Consider the following 17,008-nt stretch of genomic DNA (forward strand, 5'->3'; position numbering starts at 1 on the left):
CGTAGTCTCGTCGATAGGCGTCGTGATCGGCGTGGCGCTGGTGGCGCTGACCGGCTGGACCCGCCTGGATTCCATCATCGCCGGCCTGGTGGCGCTGCACATCCTGTGGTCGGGGTGGCAGCTGATGCGCGACTCGGTGGGCGGCCTGATGGACGAAGCCCTGTCGCGCGAGATCGTCGACGACGTGCGGCAGATCATCCGCGACCACGGCACCGGGGCGCTGCAGGCCCACACCCTGCGCTCGCGCCGCTCGGGCCCCCGCGTCTTCATCGAATTCAATCTCGTCGTGCCCGGCGCGATGTCGGTGGGCGCCGCCCACGCGATCTGCGACCGGCTGGAAACCGCCATCCATGGCTACATCGAAGGCAGCTCCATCGTCATCCACATCGAGCCCGAACAACAGGCGGTCGCCTCGCCCGAGGTCCGCATCAGCTGAGCGCCACGCATCATGTTCACGTCCCCGCCCGACTCCCTCTCCCATCCGGCCATCATCGACGCCACCCGCGCGTGGCTGGAGAAGGCCGTCATCGGCCTGAATCTCTGTCCCTTCGCCAAGGCCGTCCATACCAAGGGCCAGATCCAGTACGTGGTCAGCGATGCGCGCGACCCCGACGCGTTGCTCGAGGAACTGGGCGCCTGCCTGCGCACGCTGGCGCAGAGCGACCCGGAACAGGTCGACACCCTGCTGCTGATCCACCCCTGGACGCTGGCCGATTTCTACGACTACAACGAGTTCCTGGACGAGGCCGACGCCGCCGTGGAAGCGCTGGGCCTGGAAGGCGAGATCCAGGTCGCCAGTTTCCATCCCGACTACCAGTTCGCGGGCACCGGCGCCGACGACATCGAGAACTACAGCAACCGCTCGCCCTACCCCACCCTGCACCTGCTGCGCGAGGCCAGCGTGGACAAGGCGGTGGAGGCGTTCCCGGAAGCCGAGAGCATCTACGAACGCAACATCGAGACGCTGCGCGAACTGGGCCACGAAGGCTGGAAGAAGCTGGGGCTGTAGGACGCCCGCGCGGGCTTCAGTCCTCGTTCACCCGCCCGCGCATGCGCTTGATCTCGCCATGCCGGACCTTGCGCTGCAGGCGGCGCTGCTGCGACCCCTTGGTCGGCCGCGTGGGCTTGCGCGGCTTGGGCGGTTCCGCCACCGAGGCCAGCAGGGCCGCCAGGCGCTCGAGCGCGTCGGCGCGGTTCTTTTCCTGGCTGCGATAGGCCTGCGCCTTGATCACCACCACGCCGGCGCTGGAGATGCGCCGGTCCGCCTTCTGTATCAGCGCCTCCTTCCACGCCCCGGGCAGCGACGAGGCGCCGAGATCGAAGCGCAGGTGAACCGCGCTCGACACCTTGTTGACGTTCTGTCCGCCCGCCCCCTGCGCGCGGATCATCGTGAAGACGATCTCGTCTTCATCGATGGCGACCCCGGGAGCCAGATGCAGGAGCGGCATGCGGGCCTCAGTGCGCGGCCGTATCCACGCGCATGCCCAGCCGCCGCAGCAACTCGCGGTCGGCCTCGGCCTGCGGGTTCTCGGTGACCAGCAGCTTGTCGCCGTAGAACATGGAATTGGCGCCGGCCAGGAAGCACAGGACCTGCAAGGCGTCGTCCATCTGCTCGCGCCCCGCCGACAGCCGGACCACGGCCTCGGGCATGGTGATGCGCGCCACCGCGATGGTGCGCACGAATTCGAACGGATCCACCGAGGCGTTGTCCGCCAGCGGCGTACCCTGCACGCGCACCAGGTTGTTGATGGGCACCGACTCCGGATAGGGATCCATGTTGGCCAGCTGGACGATCAGGCCCGCCCGCTCGCGGCGCGATTCGCCCAGGCCCACGATGCCGCCGCAGCAGACCTTGATCCCGGCGTCGCGCACGCGCCCCAGCGTATCCAGCCGGTCCTGGTAGGTACGCGTCGTGATGACGCGGCCGTAGAACTCGGGCGAGGTATCCAGGTTGTGGTTGTAGTAGTCGAGCCCGGCCTCGCGCAGCTGTTCGGCCTGGCCGTCGCGCAGCATGCCGAGCGTCACGCAGGTTTCCAGGCCCAGGTCCTTGACCGCCTTGACCATGTCGGCCACCGCGTCCACCTGGTGCGGCTTGGGGCTGCGCCAGGCCGCACCCATGCAGAACCGCGTCGCGCCGTTGTCCTTGGCGGCCCGGGCCGCCGCCAGCACCTCGGCCAGCGGCATCAGCTTCTCGGTCTCGACGCCCGTGTCGTAGCGCGAGGACTGCGGACAGTACGAGCAATCCTCGGGGCACCCGCCGGTCTTGATCGACAGCAGGGTCGACAACTGGATGGCGTTGGGATCGAAGAAGCGCCGGTGCGCCTGCTGCGCCTGATAGAGCAGATCGGCGAACGGCAGCTCGAACAGCGCCAGCACGGCATCGACGTTCCAGGATGCGCAATTGCGGCGAGATGTAACAGCGGCGGCCGCGGGCGCGACGGCGGGATCAGCTTGCATGGGAACTCCTTCACGGGGAATGGCGCGGCCCGCGGGCCGGCGCCAGTGCACATGGTAAGCAAGCCGGACGGCGGCATCAAATATTCAAAATCCGTTTTTTGCCTTAAAAATCGGCGAACTTGCCGCGTACACCCTGATTTTGAACGAAGTCGCGGCCAACATGACGCCTACGGCTGTTGCAACTTCGCAGGATTTTTCAGGTAGGGTTCGCGGGCGCCGCCGCGCAGTGGCCGCTCTCGCCCGCCGCTGCGCCGGTCGCCGCCGTTGACCGCCGGACTTGCATTTCTGCTCCAAGATTGTTTGAATGCCGGCTCTGTGCATAGGCAGAGGGCCATCCGGCCCGTCTGCCGATATTTTTTCAAGGAGTACGCATGCGCACCAAGAAGGAACTGATCGACGCTCTCGCCGAGCGCACCCAACAACCCAAGAATGTCTCCGAAGCCTTCATCGATGCGCTGGGCGATGCCCTGCGCGACACGCTGGCCAAGGGCGACGAGGTCGTGCTGCCTGGCGTCGGGAAGTTCTCGGTGAAAGAAAAAGCCGCCAAGACGGGCCGCAACCCCCGTACCGGCGAAGCGATCCAGATCGCTGCCCGCAAGGCCCCCGCTTTCAGCGCCGCCAAGGTCCTGAAAGACGCCGTCGACGCCAAGTAAGCGTCGCCGCCACGCGCGCCCCCGCCTACCGCGGCGGTGCGCGCCGAATCAGTCTGCCTTACACTGCAAGAATCCTTCGCTCCCGGAGTCATTCTTGTCTACCGACCAACCCGCCGAGCCCTTCAGCGGTCCCAGCACCACCTACCTGGTCTCGCAGGTACACCATCCCCTCCGCAACTTCAGCGACGCCCTGCTCAAGCCCTATGGCGTAACGGGCATCCAGTTCACCGTGCTGTCCGTGGTCGCGCACCGTGAAAAGCTGTCCTCCGCGGATCTGTCCAGGCGCTTCTACGTCACTCCCCAGTCGATGGGCCAATTGCTCTCGACCCTGGAAGAGCGCGGCCTGCTCGAGCGCAAGGAAGACGCCAGCAATCGGCGCATCCTGCGCATCACGCTTACCCCGGCCGGACGCGAAGTGGTCGAGGCCGGCACGCGCGAGCTGAACCGCTTCGAGCAGGAGGCCTTCTCCAGCCTCAGCCCCAAGGAGCTCAAGACCTTTCGCGGATTGTTGCGCACCGTCATCGACGATTTGCGCAGCCGGCATATCGGCGCCACATAGCGTGCATCGCGCTGATCGAAATTCCTTGTGATTCCATAATTATTATGTGATTCAGCTCACTCATCGCTTCACTTTATAGTCCCCCAACACGGACAATGAGGGGACATCGATGAACAAGCGGATCCTGCGCGCAATGCCGATGCGGCGTGCGTGCCTCGCCACCTTGGCAACACTGGCCCTGGCCGGCACCGCATCGGCCGTGGCAGCCGAATTTCCCGCCGGGCCTGTCACCATCGTCGTGCCTTTCCCGCCCGGAGGTCCCACCGATACCACCGCACGACTGGTAGGCAAGACGCTGTCGAAACAACTCGGCCAACCCGTGGTGATCGAGAATCGCGCCGGCGCGGGCGGCACGGTCGGCTCCGCCTCGGTCGCGCGCGCCAAGCCCGATGGCCACACCCTGCTGTGGGCCAGCACCAGCAGCCTGGGCGTGGCGCCAGGGCTGTACCGCAACCTGGCCTACTCGCCGATGGAATCCTTCGCGCACATCGGCCTGGTGGCGCGCAGCCCCATCCTGCTCGTGGTGCGCCATGCCTTTCCCGCCAATACCTTGCAGGAACTGGTCGCCTATGCCGCCAAGAACAAGGTGTCCTACGGTTCCGCCGGCAACGGTTCCATCAACCACCTGACCGGCGAATGGTTCAAGGAGGTGTCCGGCGCGAACATCCTGCACGTTCCCTACAAAGGCGGAGCGCCGGCGCTGGCGGACATGATCGGCGGCCAGATCGACATGACGCTGGAGACCATCACCGTCGTGCGGCCCTACCTGGAAAGCGGCCGGGCCAAGGTACTTGCCACCGGCGGCGCCACGCGCTCGGCCGACATGCCGCAGGTGCCCACCGTGCGCGAAGTCTTCGGCGGCGATTTCGAATCGTATTCCTGGACCGGCCTGGTGGCGCCTGCCGGCACCCCGGCCGCCGTCGTTCAAAAGCTCAATGCCGCGCTGCGCGCGGCCCAGGACGATCCCGAGCTGATGAGCCAGATGAAGGCCGGCGGCCAGGACGTCATCAAAACCACGCCGGACGAATTCCGCAGCTTCCTGGCGAGCGACACCAAGCGCTGGGCCGAATTGATCAAACGCACCAACACCACACTGGACTGACTCATGCGCATCATCATCGCCGGCGGCGGCCTGGGCGGACTGACCGCCGGCCTCGCCCTGCTCCAACAAGGTTTCCAGGTCCGCATCCTGGAACAAGCCCCGCAATTGAAGGAAGTCGGCGCGGGCATACAACTCGGGCCCAACGCCGTGCACGTGCTGTACGCGCTGGGCCTGGAAGGCGACTTGAGAGAACAGGCCTGCGAGCCGGAAGGCAAGATCGTGCGGCTGTGGAACACCGGCCAGACCTGGAACCTGTTCAACCTGGGCGACGTATCGCGGGAACTCTACGGCTATCCGTACCTGACCGTGCATCGCGCCGACCTGCACCAGGCCATCGCCGCCGGCGTGCGGCGCGCCGATCCCGACGCCCTGGTGCTGGGCGCCAAGTTCGAGCGCTTCGAGCAGAACGGCGACGGCGTGACCGCCTACACGGCCGACGGCCGAAGCTTCCAGGGCGACGTGCTGGTCGGCGCGGACGGCGTGCATTCGCTGGTACGCGGCCAGTTGTTCGGCGCCGACCGGCCCGATTTCTCCGGCCTGGTCGCCTGGCGCGGCGTGATCGAGGCCGACAAGCTGCCCGAGCGCCTGAGCCGCCCGGTGGGCGTGAATTGGGTCGGCCCCGGCGCCCACGTCATCCACTATCCGCTGCACGGCTACAAGCTGGTGAACTTCGTCGCGGCCGTGGAACGCAGCGATTGGCAGGTCGAGTCCTGGACCGAGCGCGGCACCACCGAAGAATGCCTGAACGATTTGCGCGGTTGGAACGAGGACGTGCATACCCTGGTGCGCGCCATCGACGTTCCCTACAAATGGGCGCTGATGGTTCGGGACCCCATGCCCCGCTGGAGCGAAGGCCGGGCCACCCTGCTGGGCGACGCCTGCCATCCCATGCTGCCTTTCCTCGCGCAAGGCGCGGGCATGGCCCTGGAAGACGGCTACATCCTGGCGCGCGCATTGCGCCAGTACGCGGACCCGGCGCAGGCGCTGCAACGCTACGAGCAGGCACGCAAGGATCGCACCGCCAATGTCATCCTGGGCGCCAATGCCAACGCCAAGCGATTCCACAACCGGGAACTGGCCCACGCCGAGGGCGCGGCCGCCTACGTGAACCGCGAATGGCAGGAAGACCGGGTGAAGGAACGCTACGAGTGGCTCTTCACCTACGACGTCGAAACCGTGCCCATCTGATCGGCCGCGCCTTCCCCTACGTGCGGGTCGCCATCACGGCCTTGAAGACCTCGGTGAATTCAGTCAAGGTATCGGGCCGGGGCGCCCCCGCCCGCATCACGTAGCAGAAATCGAAAGTCACCGCCGGACTGATCACCCGGTGCTCCACGGCGTAGCGTGCGCACGCGCTTTGCGAAAACTCCGGAATGATGGCGATGCCGAAGCCCTGCTCTGCCAGCCCCAGCGCCGTATCCAGGTGCTGTACGGCGATGCGGCGGCCGATGTTGATCTGGTGCTTGAACAGGGCCTCTTCCGCCAATTGATGAATGGGGCTGTCTTCCGTCAGCGCCACATAGGGCTGATCGCGCAGGATCTCCCAGGTCGTGTCCTTGCGCCCCTTCGCCGACGGAACCGGCGCATAGCTTCCCGGCGCATAAACCGCCAGCAGCCCCGATGGCGCCAGCGCCTTGCGCACCAGCCCCGACACCTTGGAAAAAAACGCGCCGAACGCCGCATCGGCCTCGCCCGTCTCGACCAGTTGCTGGATTTCGAGGGGGCTGCCGGCGATGATCTCGACCTCGACCTGCGGGTGGTCCGCCAGGAACCGCCGCATGGTCTCCGGCACGACATTGGCCGCCATCAAGGGCGTGAATGCCAGACGCAAGGCGGCGCCTTCCTGGCGCCCCATGTCGCGCAGGCGGGCCGCCGCGGCGCTGAGTTCACGCTCGACCAACTCCGCCGCGGGCAGAAAGACACGGCCGGCCTCGGTCAACACCACCGCGCGGGTGGTACGTTCGAACAACCGGGTATTGAGCTGGGATTCGAGTTCGCGAATGGTCGCGCTCAGCCCCGCCTGGCTAAGATGCAGACGCTGGGCGGTACGGGTGAAATTACCCGATGCCGCCACCCCCAGAAAAGCCCGCAATTGGCGCAAAGAAATATTCATGCGCCAATTATTTCAGTTTTCCCCCCACCGTGCGTCCCCCCAAGACCCAGGATGCGGTGGATCCGGCTCCGCCGGTCCACCCGCATCGCCCTCTTAAGGGGGCGCCCGAAGGGCGTAGGGGGTGGGCTTCCCTTCCGGTCCACCCGCATCGCCCCCCGGGACCCGGCGCCGGGCCGCCCCAAGGCGGGTCCCGGCCCCCTTGGGGGGCTGCCGCGTAGCGGCTGGGGGCCCACCATTCTGGGCGCGCGTCAGCGCGTAGGGGGGGTCTTAATCCAGCTTCAACCCCGTCCGGCGCACGATATCGCCCCACTTCGAGATATCGGTAGCGATGATCTTGCGGAACTCTTCGGGCGAGGTCGGCGCGGGATCGGCGCCGGCCGCGCGCACGCGTTCGATCACGCCGGGGTCGCTCAGCGCCGCCCGGATCGCCGCGTTCAGGCGCTTGACGACGGGTTCGGGCGTGCCGGCGGGCACGGCGATCCCGAACCAGCCCATGGCCTCGTAGCCCTTCATGCCCGACTCGTCCAGCGTCGGCACGTCGGGCAGCGAGCTCGACCGTTCGCGCGTCGTCACGGCGAAGGCCTTCATGCGCCCTTCCTTGATATATGCCATGGCGCTGGGCGTATCGCTCATCGCCAGCGGAATCTGCCCGGCCAGCGCATCGGTGGTGGCCGGGCCCGTGCCCTTGTAGGGCACCAGGACGGTCTTCACGTCTCCAATCTGATTGAAAAGCTCGCTGGCCAGGTGCATGACCGTGCCCAGGCCGCCATGGCCGATCGACAGCTTGCCCGGCTCTGCCTTGGCCGCGGCAAGCAGGGCCTTGACGTCCTTGTACGGCGAGTTCGCCGGTCCCACCAAGACAAAGGGCGAGCTCGCAACCATGCTGACCGGGATGAGGTCCTTGACGGGATCGAAAGGCATCGTCCGATACAACACGCTGTTGATGCCCAGCGCGCCTGCCCCGCTGAATACCATCGTGTAGCCATCGGGCGCCGATCGAACCACCGATTCGACGCCGATGTTGCCGCCTGCCCCGCCCTTGTTCTCGACCACCACCTGCTGGCCCAGCTGCTTGGACATGACGGGTGCCATGACGCGGGCGATGAGGTCCGTGCTGCCGCCCGGCGGGAACGATACCACCAGCCTCAGCGGACGATTGGGAAAATCCCCTTGCGCCTGCGCCGCCGGCAAGGCCAGCACGGTCGCGGTCGCCAGGGCCGTCATGATCATCTTCTTCATTGCAGTCTCCTTTCTCATAGCCATATGGGTCCTGCCGCTCGGTGGCGGCCTTTCTTATTTTTGAACGCGATCAAATTTGATCATGTTTCATTTCCAGCGACCGCACCATCAGGGCATTCACCGTATCCGCGGCCTCGTAGGCCGCCCAGTGGCCCGCCCGGGGAATCATGTCGAAGACAGCCTGCGGCAACGCCTCGCGCAGGGCGCGGCCTTGCGCGGGCGCATCGCCGCCGCCGTAGACATCGCGTTCGCCGGCAATGCCGTGCACCGGACAACGCAGGCCCAGGAAAGCCTCCAGTTCGCGGCTGGCCAGCAGCGGCCGGGTGTCCAGCCGGCAACGCTCCAGGTTGTCGGCATGCAGCCGGACGGCCTGGTCATCGACCAGGGCGGCGTCGCCGAACATGGAAACTTCAAGGTTGTGCCGGTGGATACGGGCCGCCTCGGCCGGATCGGCTATGCCGCGCCAACGCAGCAATTCCGGCGGCCGCGGCACCGTGCGCGTGAAAGCTCCGCGCAACAACAGTATCTGGCGGACGCGCAGTGGCTGTTGCCGCGCCATGCTCTCCCCCAGGACCGAGCCCAGGGAAAATCCGACGAGCGCCACGTTTGCATCGGGACCCGCGATCTGATCGATGCCGCGCCACAACAGACTGGCGAAAGCGGCGCACGACACGTCGCCCGCCGGCAGGTCGGAATCGCCATGGCCGGGCAGATCGGGCACGAGCACCGTGAAGCGTTCGGCCAGAGCGGCGATGTTGCGCACCCAATGCGTCCACGAACCGCTGTTGCCGTGCAGGAGGACGACCAGCGGGCCGGCGCCCCATTGCCGCCAGACTACGGCCCGGCCATCGTCAACCGTGGTGTGGATCCGGGCGGATTGCCCCAGCGCGTCGACCATTTCGTACACCCTTGTCTCTCTCGCGTCCGGTGACATCCGGCGCTTATGATAATAACACCTTATATAAAGATTCTTTACTTATCAAGAGAATCTTGCATCATCGCGCGGGAGGCCTGCCGAGTTCTTCTAGAATAGGCGGCCCGGCCCCGCCGCCCCTCATTCCTTCGCGTCCTGCTCTTTCATGAAGAATCCATCCGCTTCGTCGTCCCCGAACCAGGAACTGGGCTTGCGCGAGCGCGCCAAACTCGACAAGCTGCGGCGCATCAAGCACGCAGCGCGCGACATCTTCCTGGAAAAAGGCTACGACGCGGCGACCACGCGCGAGATCGCGCAGCGCGCCGAAGTGGCCATCGGAACCATCTTCGTCTACGCCGAGGACAAGCTCGATCTGTTGATGATGATCGTCAACAACGACCTGGATGCCGTGAACGACAAAGGCGCCAGGGTGCTACAGCGGGACGGCCCGTTGATCGAATTGCTCATGGCTTTCTTTGAGCTGCGGTACCGCTACTGGGCCAGGCATCCGCAGATCTCGCGGCCGGCCGTGCAGGCCACCTCGGACTTCCTGGCTCGCAGCAGCGACCGTGGCGAGGAAACGCGCCGTTTCTACGCCCGCCGCGCCAACATTTACGCCATGCTGGCCGACGTGGTGCGGCGCAAACAGGAGCAGGGGCAAATAGGCAGCAACGCGGCCCCCGAGCTCATCGCCTCGTTGTTCGTCACCATCTATCTGGCCGAAGTGCGGCGCTGGCTCAGCCAGCCCACGCCGCGCCCCGGCGTCGGCCTGGCCTCGCTGCGCGCGCTGCTGCGCCTGGCTATCGAGGGGCTGGCGCCCATGGACGCCGAACGGCAGGCGCTGGCATCCACCGACTGAGCGGCGACGCCATGCGGCGCGGCCCGCCGTGCGGGCTACGCCCCTCCCAACAGGTCGCGCGAATCGAGCAAGGCGTAGACGATCCCGGGCGTGCGTTCGAAGCAGCGGCGGATCGCGGCGGGAATGGCCTCACGCGTCTTGCGGCACAAGCCCCGCTGTTCCGCCAGTTCGATGGCGATACCGCGCACCGTACGGACTTCGTTGGCGCTGGGCTCGATATGCAGCACGATACCCAGTTGCGCATGCATGCGCGCCTGCATCGCCATCAGGTCCTCCAGGGAGGCCAGGGCCTCGAGGCGAGCCACCAGCCGCTTCTCTTCTTCCTTGGTCAAAAGAAGAATGCGCCTATCGCCCTGCGGGTCGGCCAGCAAATGGTCGCGTTCGCAGATACAGGCGCCGGGCGGGCATTCCTTGCGGATGGGAAACGAGGCGTTCATGCCTCGGGATTTTAGCCCCTACCCAGCAAAGGCATGGACAGCGGAAACATCGTGCCTTCGTAAAAATTCACTTCGGGCGGCAGGCTGGCCATCAGCAGCACGACGCGGGCCACGTCCTCGGCCTTCATCAACTCGCCGGGTTCGAACTTGCGGCCGGACTTGGCGGCCAGCGCCGACTCGGTCACGCCGGGATGCAGCACGCTGACCGCGATGCCGTGCGCCCGTCCGTCCAGCGCCAGCGCATGGGTCATGCCGGACAAGCCGTGCTTGGTCGTCGTGTACGGCACCGAGTCCGGCCTCGGCACCTTGGCCGCCACGCTGCCAATGTTGATGATGCGTCCCTGGCGCCGCGGCTTCATGACCCGAAAGGCCTCGCGGCTGCAAAGGAAAGCACCGGTCAGGTTCACATCGAGGACGCTGCGCCAGGTGTCCAGGCTCATGTCCTCGATAGGCTGACTGGTGGTGACGCCGGCGTTGTTGACCAGCACGTCCACGCGGCCATGGGCGGCAAGCGCCGCGCCGAACAATCGCGCCACGTCTTCCTCACGGCCGACATCGGTGACGCAGGCGAGCGCCTCGCCGCCCGCCTCGCGTACCATCCGTGCCGTCTCGTCCAAGGCATCCCGGCTGCGGGCGGCCAGCACCACGCGCGCGCCGGCCTGGCCGAACGCCACCGCCACGGCCCGGCCTATGCCGGAACTGGCGCCGGTCACGATCGCGACGCGATCCTCAAGACTTCGCATGTTTGCCCCGTCCGTTGCCCGTCATTCGACGGTCATGCCCGCGGCGCGGATAATGCGCCCCCACTTCTCGGTATCGACCGCCACCACCCGCGCGAGATCGTCCGGCCCTCCACTCAGGGGTTCGGCGCCGATGCCACGCAGAAAGCGGGCCATCTCGGGGCTGCCGGTGACCTTGAGCAACGCGGCGCTCAGCGTCTTGCGCACGGACTCGGGCGGATTGGCGGGCAGAAAGATGCCGAACCATCCCCCCAGGTCGTAGCCTTGCACCCCGGCTTCGGCCATGGTGGGCACATCGGGCAACGACGTGGGCCGCTTGCTGCCCGTCACCGCCAGCGCCTTCACGCGGCCCCCCTTGAGCTGGGGAATGGCCAGCGTCGCGTCGGCAAACAGGAAACTCACCCGCCCCCCGATCAGGTCGGTCATGGCCGGCGGCACGCCCTTGTAAGGCACGTTGACGGCATCGACGCCGGCCAGTGTCTTGTAGAGTTCTCCCGCCACCTGTCCCGTGGCGTTGCCGCTGCCCCACGAATACTTGCCGGGCTGATCCTTGAGCATCTTGGTCAACTGCGCGACGTTGTCGACCTTGGTGTGTTCGGGCGCCACCAGCAGGACGAACCCCAGGCTGGCCACCGTGCCCACCGGCGCGAAATCCTTGATGGGATCGAAGGGCAGCTTCTTGAACAAGTGGACGTTGGCCGCATGGGTGGAGTTCGGCGTGAACAGGATGGTGTAGCCGTCGGCAGGCGCCTTGGCCACGAAGTCGGCGGCCAGGTTGCCGAGCGCGCCGGCCTTGTTTTCCACCACCACCGGCTGGCCGAGCTCCTTTTCCAATCCCGCAGCCACCTGGCGCGCCACATTGTCGATGCCGCTGCCGGCGGGATATCCCAGCAACATGCGTACGGGCCGCACGGGGTAGTCGGCGGCCAGGGCCGGCGCGCCGGCCATCAGGGTGATCGCGGCAAACGCGGCAAGGCACTTCTTCATCGATGTCGTCTCCTCTCGAAAGCGTGTCGTCACGCCGGGCGCTCGAACTTGGCCGATAGCGCGGTGCCGGACAGGTGCCCGGCGAGGCTGCTGGAGGTGCCTACCGGCAGTCCCGGCGCCAGCTCCATGAATTGCTTGACCGCGCGCACCGTGACCGGGCTGCACTCCAGGATCGTGGCCGCGATGCGGTCGGCCCGCGACCGCAGCTCGGCGCGCGGGACGACCTCGCTGGCCAAACCGGCCTGCCAGGCCTCGCGGGCGCCCACCAGGTCCCGCGTCAGCACCATGCGCGCGATCGTCTTCATCGGCACCCGGCCGATCAGCGCCGACATCACCAGGGCAGGAGGAATGTCGCGCTCCATCTCGGGAATCTGGAAGCTCGCGTCTTCCGCGGCCAGCGTGATGTCGCACACGCCCGCCAGGGCGCAGCCGACGCCATAGGCCTTGCCATGCACGACGGACAGCACCGGCACCGGCGCCGTCTTGAGCGCGTCGTACAGCGCGAGCGCCGGCATCGCCACATTGCGCCGCAGAGCCTCGCCGGTCGGCGTCGAGCCCGGCCTGGGCATGGGCGAGACCCGCCCGGCGCAGAAATCCTCGCCCTCGCCCGACAGGCGGATCAAACGGACCTGCTCGTCCAGGTTGGAGACGGCATCGATGATCAGCCGGCCCATCTCTGCGCTCATGAGATTGCCGTTCTCGGGGGTGTTCAACACGATATCCAGCAGGCCCGAATGGCTGCGTACCGATACCGGCTCGCTCATGGCTGTACTCCTTGTGCGCGTTGTATGGCCGACCAGATCGCGGCGGGCGTGGCCGGCATGGGCAGTTCCTCGCGCGTGATGCCGCGCAGCGCATCGGCCAGCGCGTTGAAAATGGCGGCCGTGGCAGGCGTGATGCCGCTCTCTCCGCCGCCTTTCACCCCCAGCGCGTTGCCGTGGGTGCGGTCTTCGGTCAGCTCCACGTCGAAGCGCCGCGGAATCGCCCCCGCGCGCGCCACGCCGTAGTCCATGTACGAACCGCTGAAGATCTGTCCGCTTTCCGGATCGACATGGTAGTCCTCGAAAAAGGCCTGCCCTATGCCTTGCGCCAGGCCGCCATGCACCTGGCCTTCGACGATGAGCGGATTGATCGGGCGTCCGACGTCGTCGATGGACGTATAGCGCACGATCTCCACGTCGCCGGTCTCGGGATCGATCTCCAGTTCGCACACCGCCGTGCCCGTGGAATGGGCGGCGATGCGGCCGTTGAACTCGGCCTCGGCGAAAAAACGGCGCTCTTCCGGATTGCCGGGCATGCCTTCGCGCCCGATATGGGCCGCGATCTCGCCCAGGCCAGCCACATGCTGCCCGGCCTGGTCGCGCACCCGGCCGTCCTCGTAGCACAGGTCCTGCACCTGGAGGCCCCACATCGATGCCGCGGCCGACAGCGCCGTGGACCGCAGGCGCTCGCCGGCCTGCACCAGCAGGTGGCCCACCAGGCGCATGGAACGGTCCGAATGCGAACCGCCGCCCACCTTGACGAAGCGTGAATCGCCGGTGCGCATGGTCACGGCCTCGAACGGCACGCCCAGCTCGTCGGCCAGCACCTGGACGAAGCTGGTCTCGTGTCCTTGCCCCGTGCTTTGCGTGCCGACCACGAAGTCGACACTGCCGTCGGTGCCTATGGTGATCTCGATGCGCTCGCGCGGCGCGCCCACCGGCGACTCCACATAATTGGCCAGCCCCGTGCCCAGCAATTTGCCGCGCGCGCGCGCATCGCGCTTGCGCTGCTCCGCCTCGCTCCACTGCGATACCACCAGGGCCCGCTCCATGTTGGCGGCGAAGCTGCCGCTGTCGTAGGTCAGCCCCATGGGACTGCGATACGGCATCTGCGCCGGCTGGATGAGATTGCGCCGGCGCAGTTCGATGCGGTCCATGCCCATCTCGTCGGCGGCGATATCCAGCATGCGTTCCATCACATGCGTGGCTTCCGGACGGCCCGCGCCCCGATAAGGACCGGTTGGCGGCGTGTTCGTGAGCACCGCGGACAGCAGCGCCGTGGCCGCGGGCACGTGGTAGACCGTGGTCATGATGCGCGAGCCGTTGGCCAGCGGCACATACGACACGGTATGGGCGCCGATATTGCCGATGATCTCGTTGTCTATGCCCAGGATGCGTCCTTGCGCATCGAATGCGATGGCCGCCCGTATGATCTGGTCGCGCCCCTGGTAGTCGGACAGGAAGGCCTCGTTGCGGTCACTGGTCCATTTCACCGGCTGCCCGACGCGGCGCGCGGCCCACAGCACCGCAAGCTGATCGGGATTCACGCAACTGCGCGGACCGAAGCCGCCGCCCACGTCAGGCGACACCACCCGCAATTTCGCCGGGGATATCCCCAATGCATCGGCGATGCACATCTGCTGGCGCGTCACGCCCTGGCTACCCGAGATCAGCAGGTATTCGCCGGAACTGGCGTCGAAGCTGCCCAGCGCCGAGCGCGGCTCCATCTGGCAATTGACGACGCGGCTGTTGCGAAATTCCCGGCGCACGACGCAATGGGCGCGGGCAAAGGCTTCGCGCACCGCGGCTTCATCGCCCACCCGGGCCTGGAAGCACAGATTGCGCGGAGCGCCGTCCCACAATTGCGGCGCCCCGTCTTCCATTGCCTGCACCGCGTCCACCACGGCGGGCAAGGGCTCATAGTCGATCTGCACCATTTCGCAGGCATCGCGCGCCTCGCGCATGCTGCGGGCCACCACCAGCACCACCGGCTCGCCGACGTGGCGCACGCGATCCACCACCAAGGGCAGATGCCGCTGATTGAAAATGCTGCCGGTCAGCGAATGCTGGAAGGCGCGCTCCTTGAAGGCAATGGCATCGGCGGGATTGGGAATGTGGTCCATGCCGCGCAGGCCGTCATCCAGGTAATCCTGGCCGCGCAGCACGGCGATCACCCCGGGCGCCTGCGCCGCCGCCTCGATGTCGATGCCGCGGATGATGGCATGGGCATGCGTGGACCGCACGAATGCGCCGTAGGCCTGGCCGGGCAGATTCACGTCGTCGGTATAGCGGCCCTGGCCCCGCACCAGCCGCTGGTCTTCGGCGCGCGGGCGCGGCTGGCCGACCAATCGGCTATCCATGCTGCCTCCCGACCGGCTTGCCCGCTTCGGCACGGGCACGAGCCGCGTGCTTGACCGCCTCGATGATGTTGACGTAGCCGGTGCAGCGGCAGATGTTTCCTTCCAGGGCGCGATGGATGCGCTCGTCGTCCAGCGAGCCGTCGGTATCCAGGTAGTAGTCGATCGCCATCATCATGCCCGGCGTACAGAAACCGCATTGCAGGCCATGGCAGGCGACGAAGGCCGCCGGCACCTCGCCCAGCTGCTGCGGCGTCGACAATCCCTCCACGGTCAGCACCTCGCCGCCGCTGGCCTGCGCGGCCAGCACCGTGCACGACTTGACCGCGGCGCCGTCGAGCTTGACCGTGCATGCGCCGCACTGGCTGGTGTCGCAGCCGACGTGGGTGCCGGTCAGGCCCAGCTCGCCGCGCAGCAGTTCCACCAGCAGGGTCCGGTCATCCACCTCGCGGCTCGTCGCCACGCCATTGACGCGCAGTTCCACACGACTCATGGCGCGACCTTCTCTTCCACCTTGGCGCTGAAGCGTTCGAAGAACTCGGCCGCCATCTTGTTGGCGACCGAGCCCACCAGCCGCGCGCCTATCTGCGCGAGCTTGCCGCCGACCTGGGCCTGCGCCACGTAGGTCAGCACCGTGCCCTCCCCGTCTTCGGCCAGCTCGACATCGGCCACCATTTTCCCGAAGCCGGCGATGCCGCCGTCGCCCTGGCCGACGATGCGATAGCCCTGCTGCGGGCGCTTGTCCGCGATGCTCAGGGTCCCCTTGAAGCGCGCCTTCACCGGGCCGATGGCGGCCACCACCACGGCGGCGTACTCGTCCTGCGCCGCTCCGGCGGTGAACGATTCGCAGCCGGGCACGCATGCCTGCAGGATTTCCGGGGTGTTCAGGTATTCCCATACCCGTTCGCGGGGCGCCCGCAACGTATGCGATCCTTTCAGTTCCATGACTTCTCCACCTTGCTCGGCCTCGCTCCGGGCCGTCCGCGATTCAAGATAATTGCGCCCAGGCGCGCCGCGCCATCACCCGCACCAGGTTGGCGCGATAGGCGGCGCTGCCCGCGCGGTCGTCGTTCAGTTCATCGGCATCCAGGGAAACCGTGGCCAGCGCCCCGGCGTCGCCGCCGGTCAGCGCCGCCTCCGCCTCGTGCCAGCGGAAAACACAGGGCCCGGCCCCGGTCACCGCCACCCGCACGCCCTGCGCGGTATCGGCGATGAACACGCCCGTTACCGCGTAGCCCGTGGCCCTGTGGCGATACTTGGCATAGGCGCTGCGGCGAGGAATGGGAAACTCGAAGCCCACGATGATCTCGCCCGGGACCAGCGCGGTCTCGAACATGCCGGTAAAGAAATCGTCGGCGGCGATGCGCCGGCCGCTGCTGACCACGGTCGCCCCCAGCCCCAGCACGGCGGCCGGATAGTCGGCGGAGGGATCGTTGTTGGCCACCGATCCGCCCATGGTGCCGCGGTTGCGCACCTGCGGATCGGCGATCAGGCCGGCCAGGGCCGCCAGGCCCGGAATGGTCTCGCCCACCAGGGCCGATTCGGCCACGTGTACATGGCGCGTGGCGGCACCGATTTTCAGCATGTCGCCGTCGCGCGAGATGCCTTGCAGCTCCGGCAGGCGCGTCAGGTCAACCAGGTGCGAAGGCGCCGCCAGCCGCTGCTTGAGCGTGGGCACCAGGGTCATGCCGCCCGACAGGGGGCGGGCTTCGGGCTCGCGGGCCAGGCAGTCCAGCGCTTCCTGCAAGGTGGCCGGACGCACATAGCTCAGGGGGTACACATCGTCTCCGTCATTATCGTGGGCGGCCGCGACATGCCGCGCCGCCTGATC

Annotated in this window: 20 protein-coding genes; 7 read left to right on the forward strand and 13 right to left on the reverse strand. The window is 67.1% G+C overall.

Annotation, left to right across the window (positions count from 1 at the left end; all coding sequences use genetic code 11):
* Window positions 1–436: cation transporter dimerization domain-containing protein (locus N5K27_RS20240; RefSeq protein ID WP_279818373.1), on the forward strand; the 436-nt coding region annotated here is incomplete at its 5' end.
* A gap of 12 nt (window positions 437–448) precedes the next feature.
* The gene (locus N5K27_RS20245) at window positions 449–1,009 is read left to right on the forward strand and encodes a DUF1415 domain-containing protein (RefSeq protein ID WP_279818375.1); all 561 of its coding nucleotides are present in this window, start codon (window positions 449–451) and stop codon (window positions 1,007–1,009) included.
* A 16-nt stretch (window positions 1,010–1,025) separates the two neighbouring features.
* On the opposite strand, the gene arfB is transcribed toward N5K27_RS20245, so the two are convergent.
* Both arfB and bioB read right to left on the reverse strand, forming a co-directional pair.
* Entirely contained in the window at window positions 1,026–1,448 is a 423-nt protein-coding gene (gene arfB, locus N5K27_RS20250; protein ID WP_279818377.1) for an alternative ribosome rescue aminoacyl-tRNA hydrolase ArfB, read from the reverse strand.
* A gap of 7 nt (window positions 1,449–1,455) precedes the next feature.
* Window positions 1,456–2,457, reverse strand: a complete 1,002-nt coding sequence (gene bioB, locus N5K27_RS20255) for a biotin synthase BioB (protein WP_279818379.1) — start codon at window positions 2,455–2,457, stop codon at window positions 1,456–1,458.
* A gap of 371 nt (window positions 2,458–2,828) precedes the next feature.
* Between bioB and N5K27_RS20260 the strand changes: the two genes are divergently transcribed.
* The 4 genes from N5K27_RS20260 (at window position 2,829) to N5K27_RS20275 (ending at window position 5,959) form a co-directional block, all read left to right on the forward strand.
* Complete coding sequence (locus N5K27_RS20260; protein ID WP_087841266.1) at window positions 2,829–3,110, forward strand: HU family DNA-binding protein; 282 nt, start codon at window positions 2,829–2,831, stop codon at window positions 3,108–3,110.
* Window positions 3,111–3,204: 94 nt separating this feature from the next.
* Window positions 3,205–3,669: a MarR family transcriptional regulator gene (locus tag N5K27_RS20265; protein ID WP_279818380.1), complete on the forward strand. Its 465-nt coding sequence runs from the start codon at window positions 3,205–3,207 to the stop codon at window positions 3,667–3,669.
* A gap of 109 nt (window positions 3,670–3,778) precedes the next feature.
* Window positions 3,779–4,771: a tripartite tricarboxylate transporter substrate binding protein gene (locus N5K27_RS20270; protein WP_279818382.1), complete on the forward strand. Its 993-nt coding sequence runs from the start codon at window positions 3,779–3,781 to the stop codon at window positions 4,769–4,771.
* Window positions 4,772–4,774: 3 nt separating this feature from the next.
* Window positions 4,775–5,959 carry an FAD-dependent monooxygenase gene (locus N5K27_RS20275; RefSeq protein ID WP_087841263.1) on the forward strand — a complete coding sequence of 395 codons (1,185 nt, stop codon included), beginning with the start codon at window positions 4,775–4,777 and terminating at the stop codon, window positions 5,957–5,959.
* A gap of 16 nt (window positions 5,960–5,975) precedes the next feature.
* On the opposite strand, the gene N5K27_RS20280 is transcribed toward N5K27_RS20275, so the two are convergent.
* The 3 genes from N5K27_RS20280 to N5K27_RS20290 all read right to left on the reverse strand — a co-directional run bounded on the left by N5K27_RS20280 (window position 5,976) and on the right by N5K27_RS20290 (window position 9,021).
* Window positions 5,976–6,884, reverse strand: a complete 909-nt coding sequence (locus N5K27_RS20280) for a LysR family transcriptional regulator (RefSeq protein WP_279818384.1) — start codon at window positions 6,882–6,884, stop codon at window positions 5,976–5,978.
* 267 nt (window positions 6,885–7,151) lie between these two features.
* Complete coding sequence (locus N5K27_RS20285) at window positions 7,152–8,123, reverse strand: tripartite tricarboxylate transporter substrate binding protein (RefSeq protein WP_279818386.1); 972 nt, start codon at window positions 8,121–8,123, stop codon at window positions 7,152–7,154.
* Window positions 8,124–8,193: 70 nt separating this feature from the next.
* The gene (locus N5K27_RS20290; protein ID WP_165963264.1) at window positions 8,194–9,021 is read right to left on the reverse strand and encodes an alpha/beta hydrolase; all 828 of its coding nucleotides are present in this window, start codon (window positions 9,019–9,021) and stop codon (window positions 8,194–8,196) included.
* A 181-nt stretch (window positions 9,022–9,202) separates the two neighbouring features.
* On the opposite strand from N5K27_RS20290, the gene N5K27_RS20295 reads away from it, so the two are divergent.
* Window positions 9,203–9,895: a TetR/AcrR family transcriptional regulator gene (locus N5K27_RS20295; RefSeq protein ID WP_087841259.1), complete on the forward strand. Its 693-nt coding sequence runs from the start codon at window positions 9,203–9,205 to the stop codon at window positions 9,893–9,895.
* Window positions 9,896–9,930: 35 nt separating this feature from the next.
* Here the strand turns inward: N5K27_RS20295 and N5K27_RS20300 are convergent, their stop codons facing one another.
* From N5K27_RS20300 to N5K27_RS20335, 8 genes are read right to left on the reverse strand one after another with little or no spacing between them, the layout of a single operon-like run.
* Window positions 9,931–10,332 (reverse strand): hypothetical protein, encoded by a 402-nt coding sequence (locus tag N5K27_RS20300; RefSeq protein ID WP_087841258.1) that lies wholly within the window; start codon window positions 10,330–10,332, stop codon window positions 9,931–9,933.
* 11 nt (window positions 10,333–10,343) lie between these two features.
* Complete coding sequence (locus N5K27_RS20305) at window positions 10,344–11,075, reverse strand: SDR family oxidoreductase (RefSeq protein WP_087841257.1); 732 nt, start codon at window positions 11,073–11,075, stop codon at window positions 10,344–10,346.
* A gap of 21 nt (window positions 11,076–11,096) precedes the next feature.
* Entirely contained in the window at window positions 11,097–12,059 is a 963-nt protein-coding gene (locus N5K27_RS20310) for a tripartite tricarboxylate transporter substrate binding protein (protein WP_087841256.1), read from the reverse strand.
* A gap of 29 nt (window positions 12,060–12,088) precedes the next feature.
* Entirely contained in the window at window positions 12,089–12,823 is a 735-nt protein-coding gene (locus tag N5K27_RS20315; RefSeq protein WP_087841255.1) for an enoyl-CoA hydratase/isomerase family protein, read from the reverse strand.
* A complete protein-coding gene (locus tag N5K27_RS20320; RefSeq protein ID WP_279818392.1) occupies window positions 12,820–15,180 on the reverse strand; it encodes a xanthine dehydrogenase family protein molybdopterin-binding subunit in 2,361 nt (786 codons plus the stop codon). Before N5K27_RS20320 ends, N5K27_RS20315 begins: the two co-directional genes overlap by 4 nt.
* Window positions 15,173–15,670 carry a (2Fe-2S)-binding protein gene (locus N5K27_RS20325; RefSeq protein WP_279818394.1) on the reverse strand — a complete coding sequence of 166 codons (498 nt, stop codon included), beginning with the start codon at window positions 15,668–15,670 and terminating at the stop codon, window positions 15,173–15,175. The genes N5K27_RS20320 and N5K27_RS20325 overlap by 8 nt, the downstream gene beginning before the upstream one ends.
* Window positions 15,667–16,122, reverse strand: coding sequence for a carbon monoxide dehydrogenase subunit G (locus N5K27_RS20330; protein ID WP_279818396.1), 456 nt, complete (start codon window positions 16,120–16,122; stop codon window positions 15,667–15,669). Before N5K27_RS20330 ends, N5K27_RS20325 begins: the two co-directional genes overlap by 4 nt.
* A 43-nt stretch (window positions 16,123–16,165) precedes the next feature.
* Window positions 16,166–16,957 carry a xanthine dehydrogenase family protein subunit M gene (locus N5K27_RS20335; RefSeq protein ID WP_279818398.1) on the reverse strand — a complete coding sequence of 264 codons (792 nt, stop codon included), beginning with the start codon at window positions 16,955–16,957 and terminating at the stop codon, window positions 16,166–16,168.
* Window positions 16,958–17,008: the final 51 nt, after the last annotated feature.

Source organism: Pigmentiphaga sp. GD03639 (assembly GCF_029845405.1).
Taxonomy (GTDB): domain Bacteria; phylum Pseudomonadota; class Gammaproteobacteria; order Burkholderiales; family Burkholderiaceae_B; genus Pigmentiphaga; species Pigmentiphaga daeguensis.

Excerpts from the sequence above, each read along its gene's own strand:
- N5K27_RS20280 (WP_279818384.1), bottom strand. The coding sequence starts at position 6,884 with ATGAATATTTCTTTGCGCCAATTGCGGGCTTTTCTGGGGGTGGCGGCA.
- N5K27_RS20245 (WP_279818375.1), top strand. The coding sequence starts at position 449 with ATGTTCACGTCCCCGCCCGACTCCCTCTCCCATCCGGCCATCATCGAC.
- N5K27_RS20315 (WP_087841255.1), bottom strand. The coding sequence starts at position 12,823 with ATGAGCGAGCCGGTATCGGTACGCAGCCATTCGGGCCTGCTGGATATC.
- N5K27_RS20295 (WP_087841259.1), top strand. The coding sequence starts at position 9,203 with ATGAAGAATCCATCCGCTTCGTCGTCCCCGAACCAGGAACTGGGCTTG.
- N5K27_RS20325 (WP_279818394.1), bottom strand. The coding sequence starts at position 15,670 with ATGAGTCGTGTGGAACTGCGCGTCAATGGCGTGGCGACGAGCCGCGAG.
- N5K27_RS20310 (WP_087841256.1), bottom strand. The coding sequence starts at position 12,059 with ATGAAGAAGTGCCTTGCCGCGTTTGCCGCGATCACCCTGATGGCCGGC.
- arfB (WP_279818377.1), bottom strand. The coding sequence starts at position 1,448 with ATGCCGCTCCTGCATCTGGCTCCCGGGGTCGCCATCGATGAAGACGAG.
- N5K27_RS20285 (WP_279818386.1), bottom strand. The coding sequence starts at position 8,123 with ATGAAGAAGATGATCATGACGGCCCTGGCGACCGCGACCGTGCTGGCC.
- N5K27_RS20270 (WP_279818382.1), top strand. The coding sequence starts at position 3,779 with ATGAACAAGCGGATCCTGCGCGCAATGCCGATGCGGCGTGCGTGCCTC.
- N5K27_RS20275 (WP_087841263.1), top strand. The coding sequence starts at position 4,775 with ATGCGCATCATCATCGCCGGCGGCGGCCTGGGCGGACTGACCGCCGGC.
- N5K27_RS20330 (WP_279818396.1), bottom strand. The coding sequence starts at position 16,122 with ATGGAACTGAAAGGATCGCATACGTTGCGGGCGCCCCGCGAACGGGTA.
- N5K27_RS20290 (WP_165963264.1), bottom strand. The coding sequence starts at position 9,021 with ATGGTCGACGCGCTGGGGCAATCCGCCCGGATCCACACCACGGTTGAC.
- N5K27_RS20260 (WP_087841266.1), top strand. The coding sequence starts at position 2,829 with ATGCGCACCAAGAAGGAACTGATCGACGCTCTCGCCGAGCGCACCCAA.
- bioB (WP_279818379.1), bottom strand. The coding sequence starts at position 2,457 with ATGCAAGCTGATCCCGCCGTCGCGCCCGCGGCCGCCGCTGTTACATCT.
- N5K27_RS20320 (WP_279818392.1), bottom strand. The coding sequence starts at position 15,180 with ATGGATAGCCGATTGGTCGGCCAGCCGCGCCCGCGCGCCGAAGACCAG.
- N5K27_RS20300 (WP_087841258.1), bottom strand. The coding sequence starts at position 10,332 with ATGAACGCCTCGTTTCCCATCCGCAAGGAATGCCCGCCCGGCGCCTGT.
- N5K27_RS20305 (WP_087841257.1), bottom strand. The coding sequence starts at position 11,075 with ATGCGAAGTCTTGAGGATCGCGTCGCGATCGTGACCGGCGCCAGTTCC.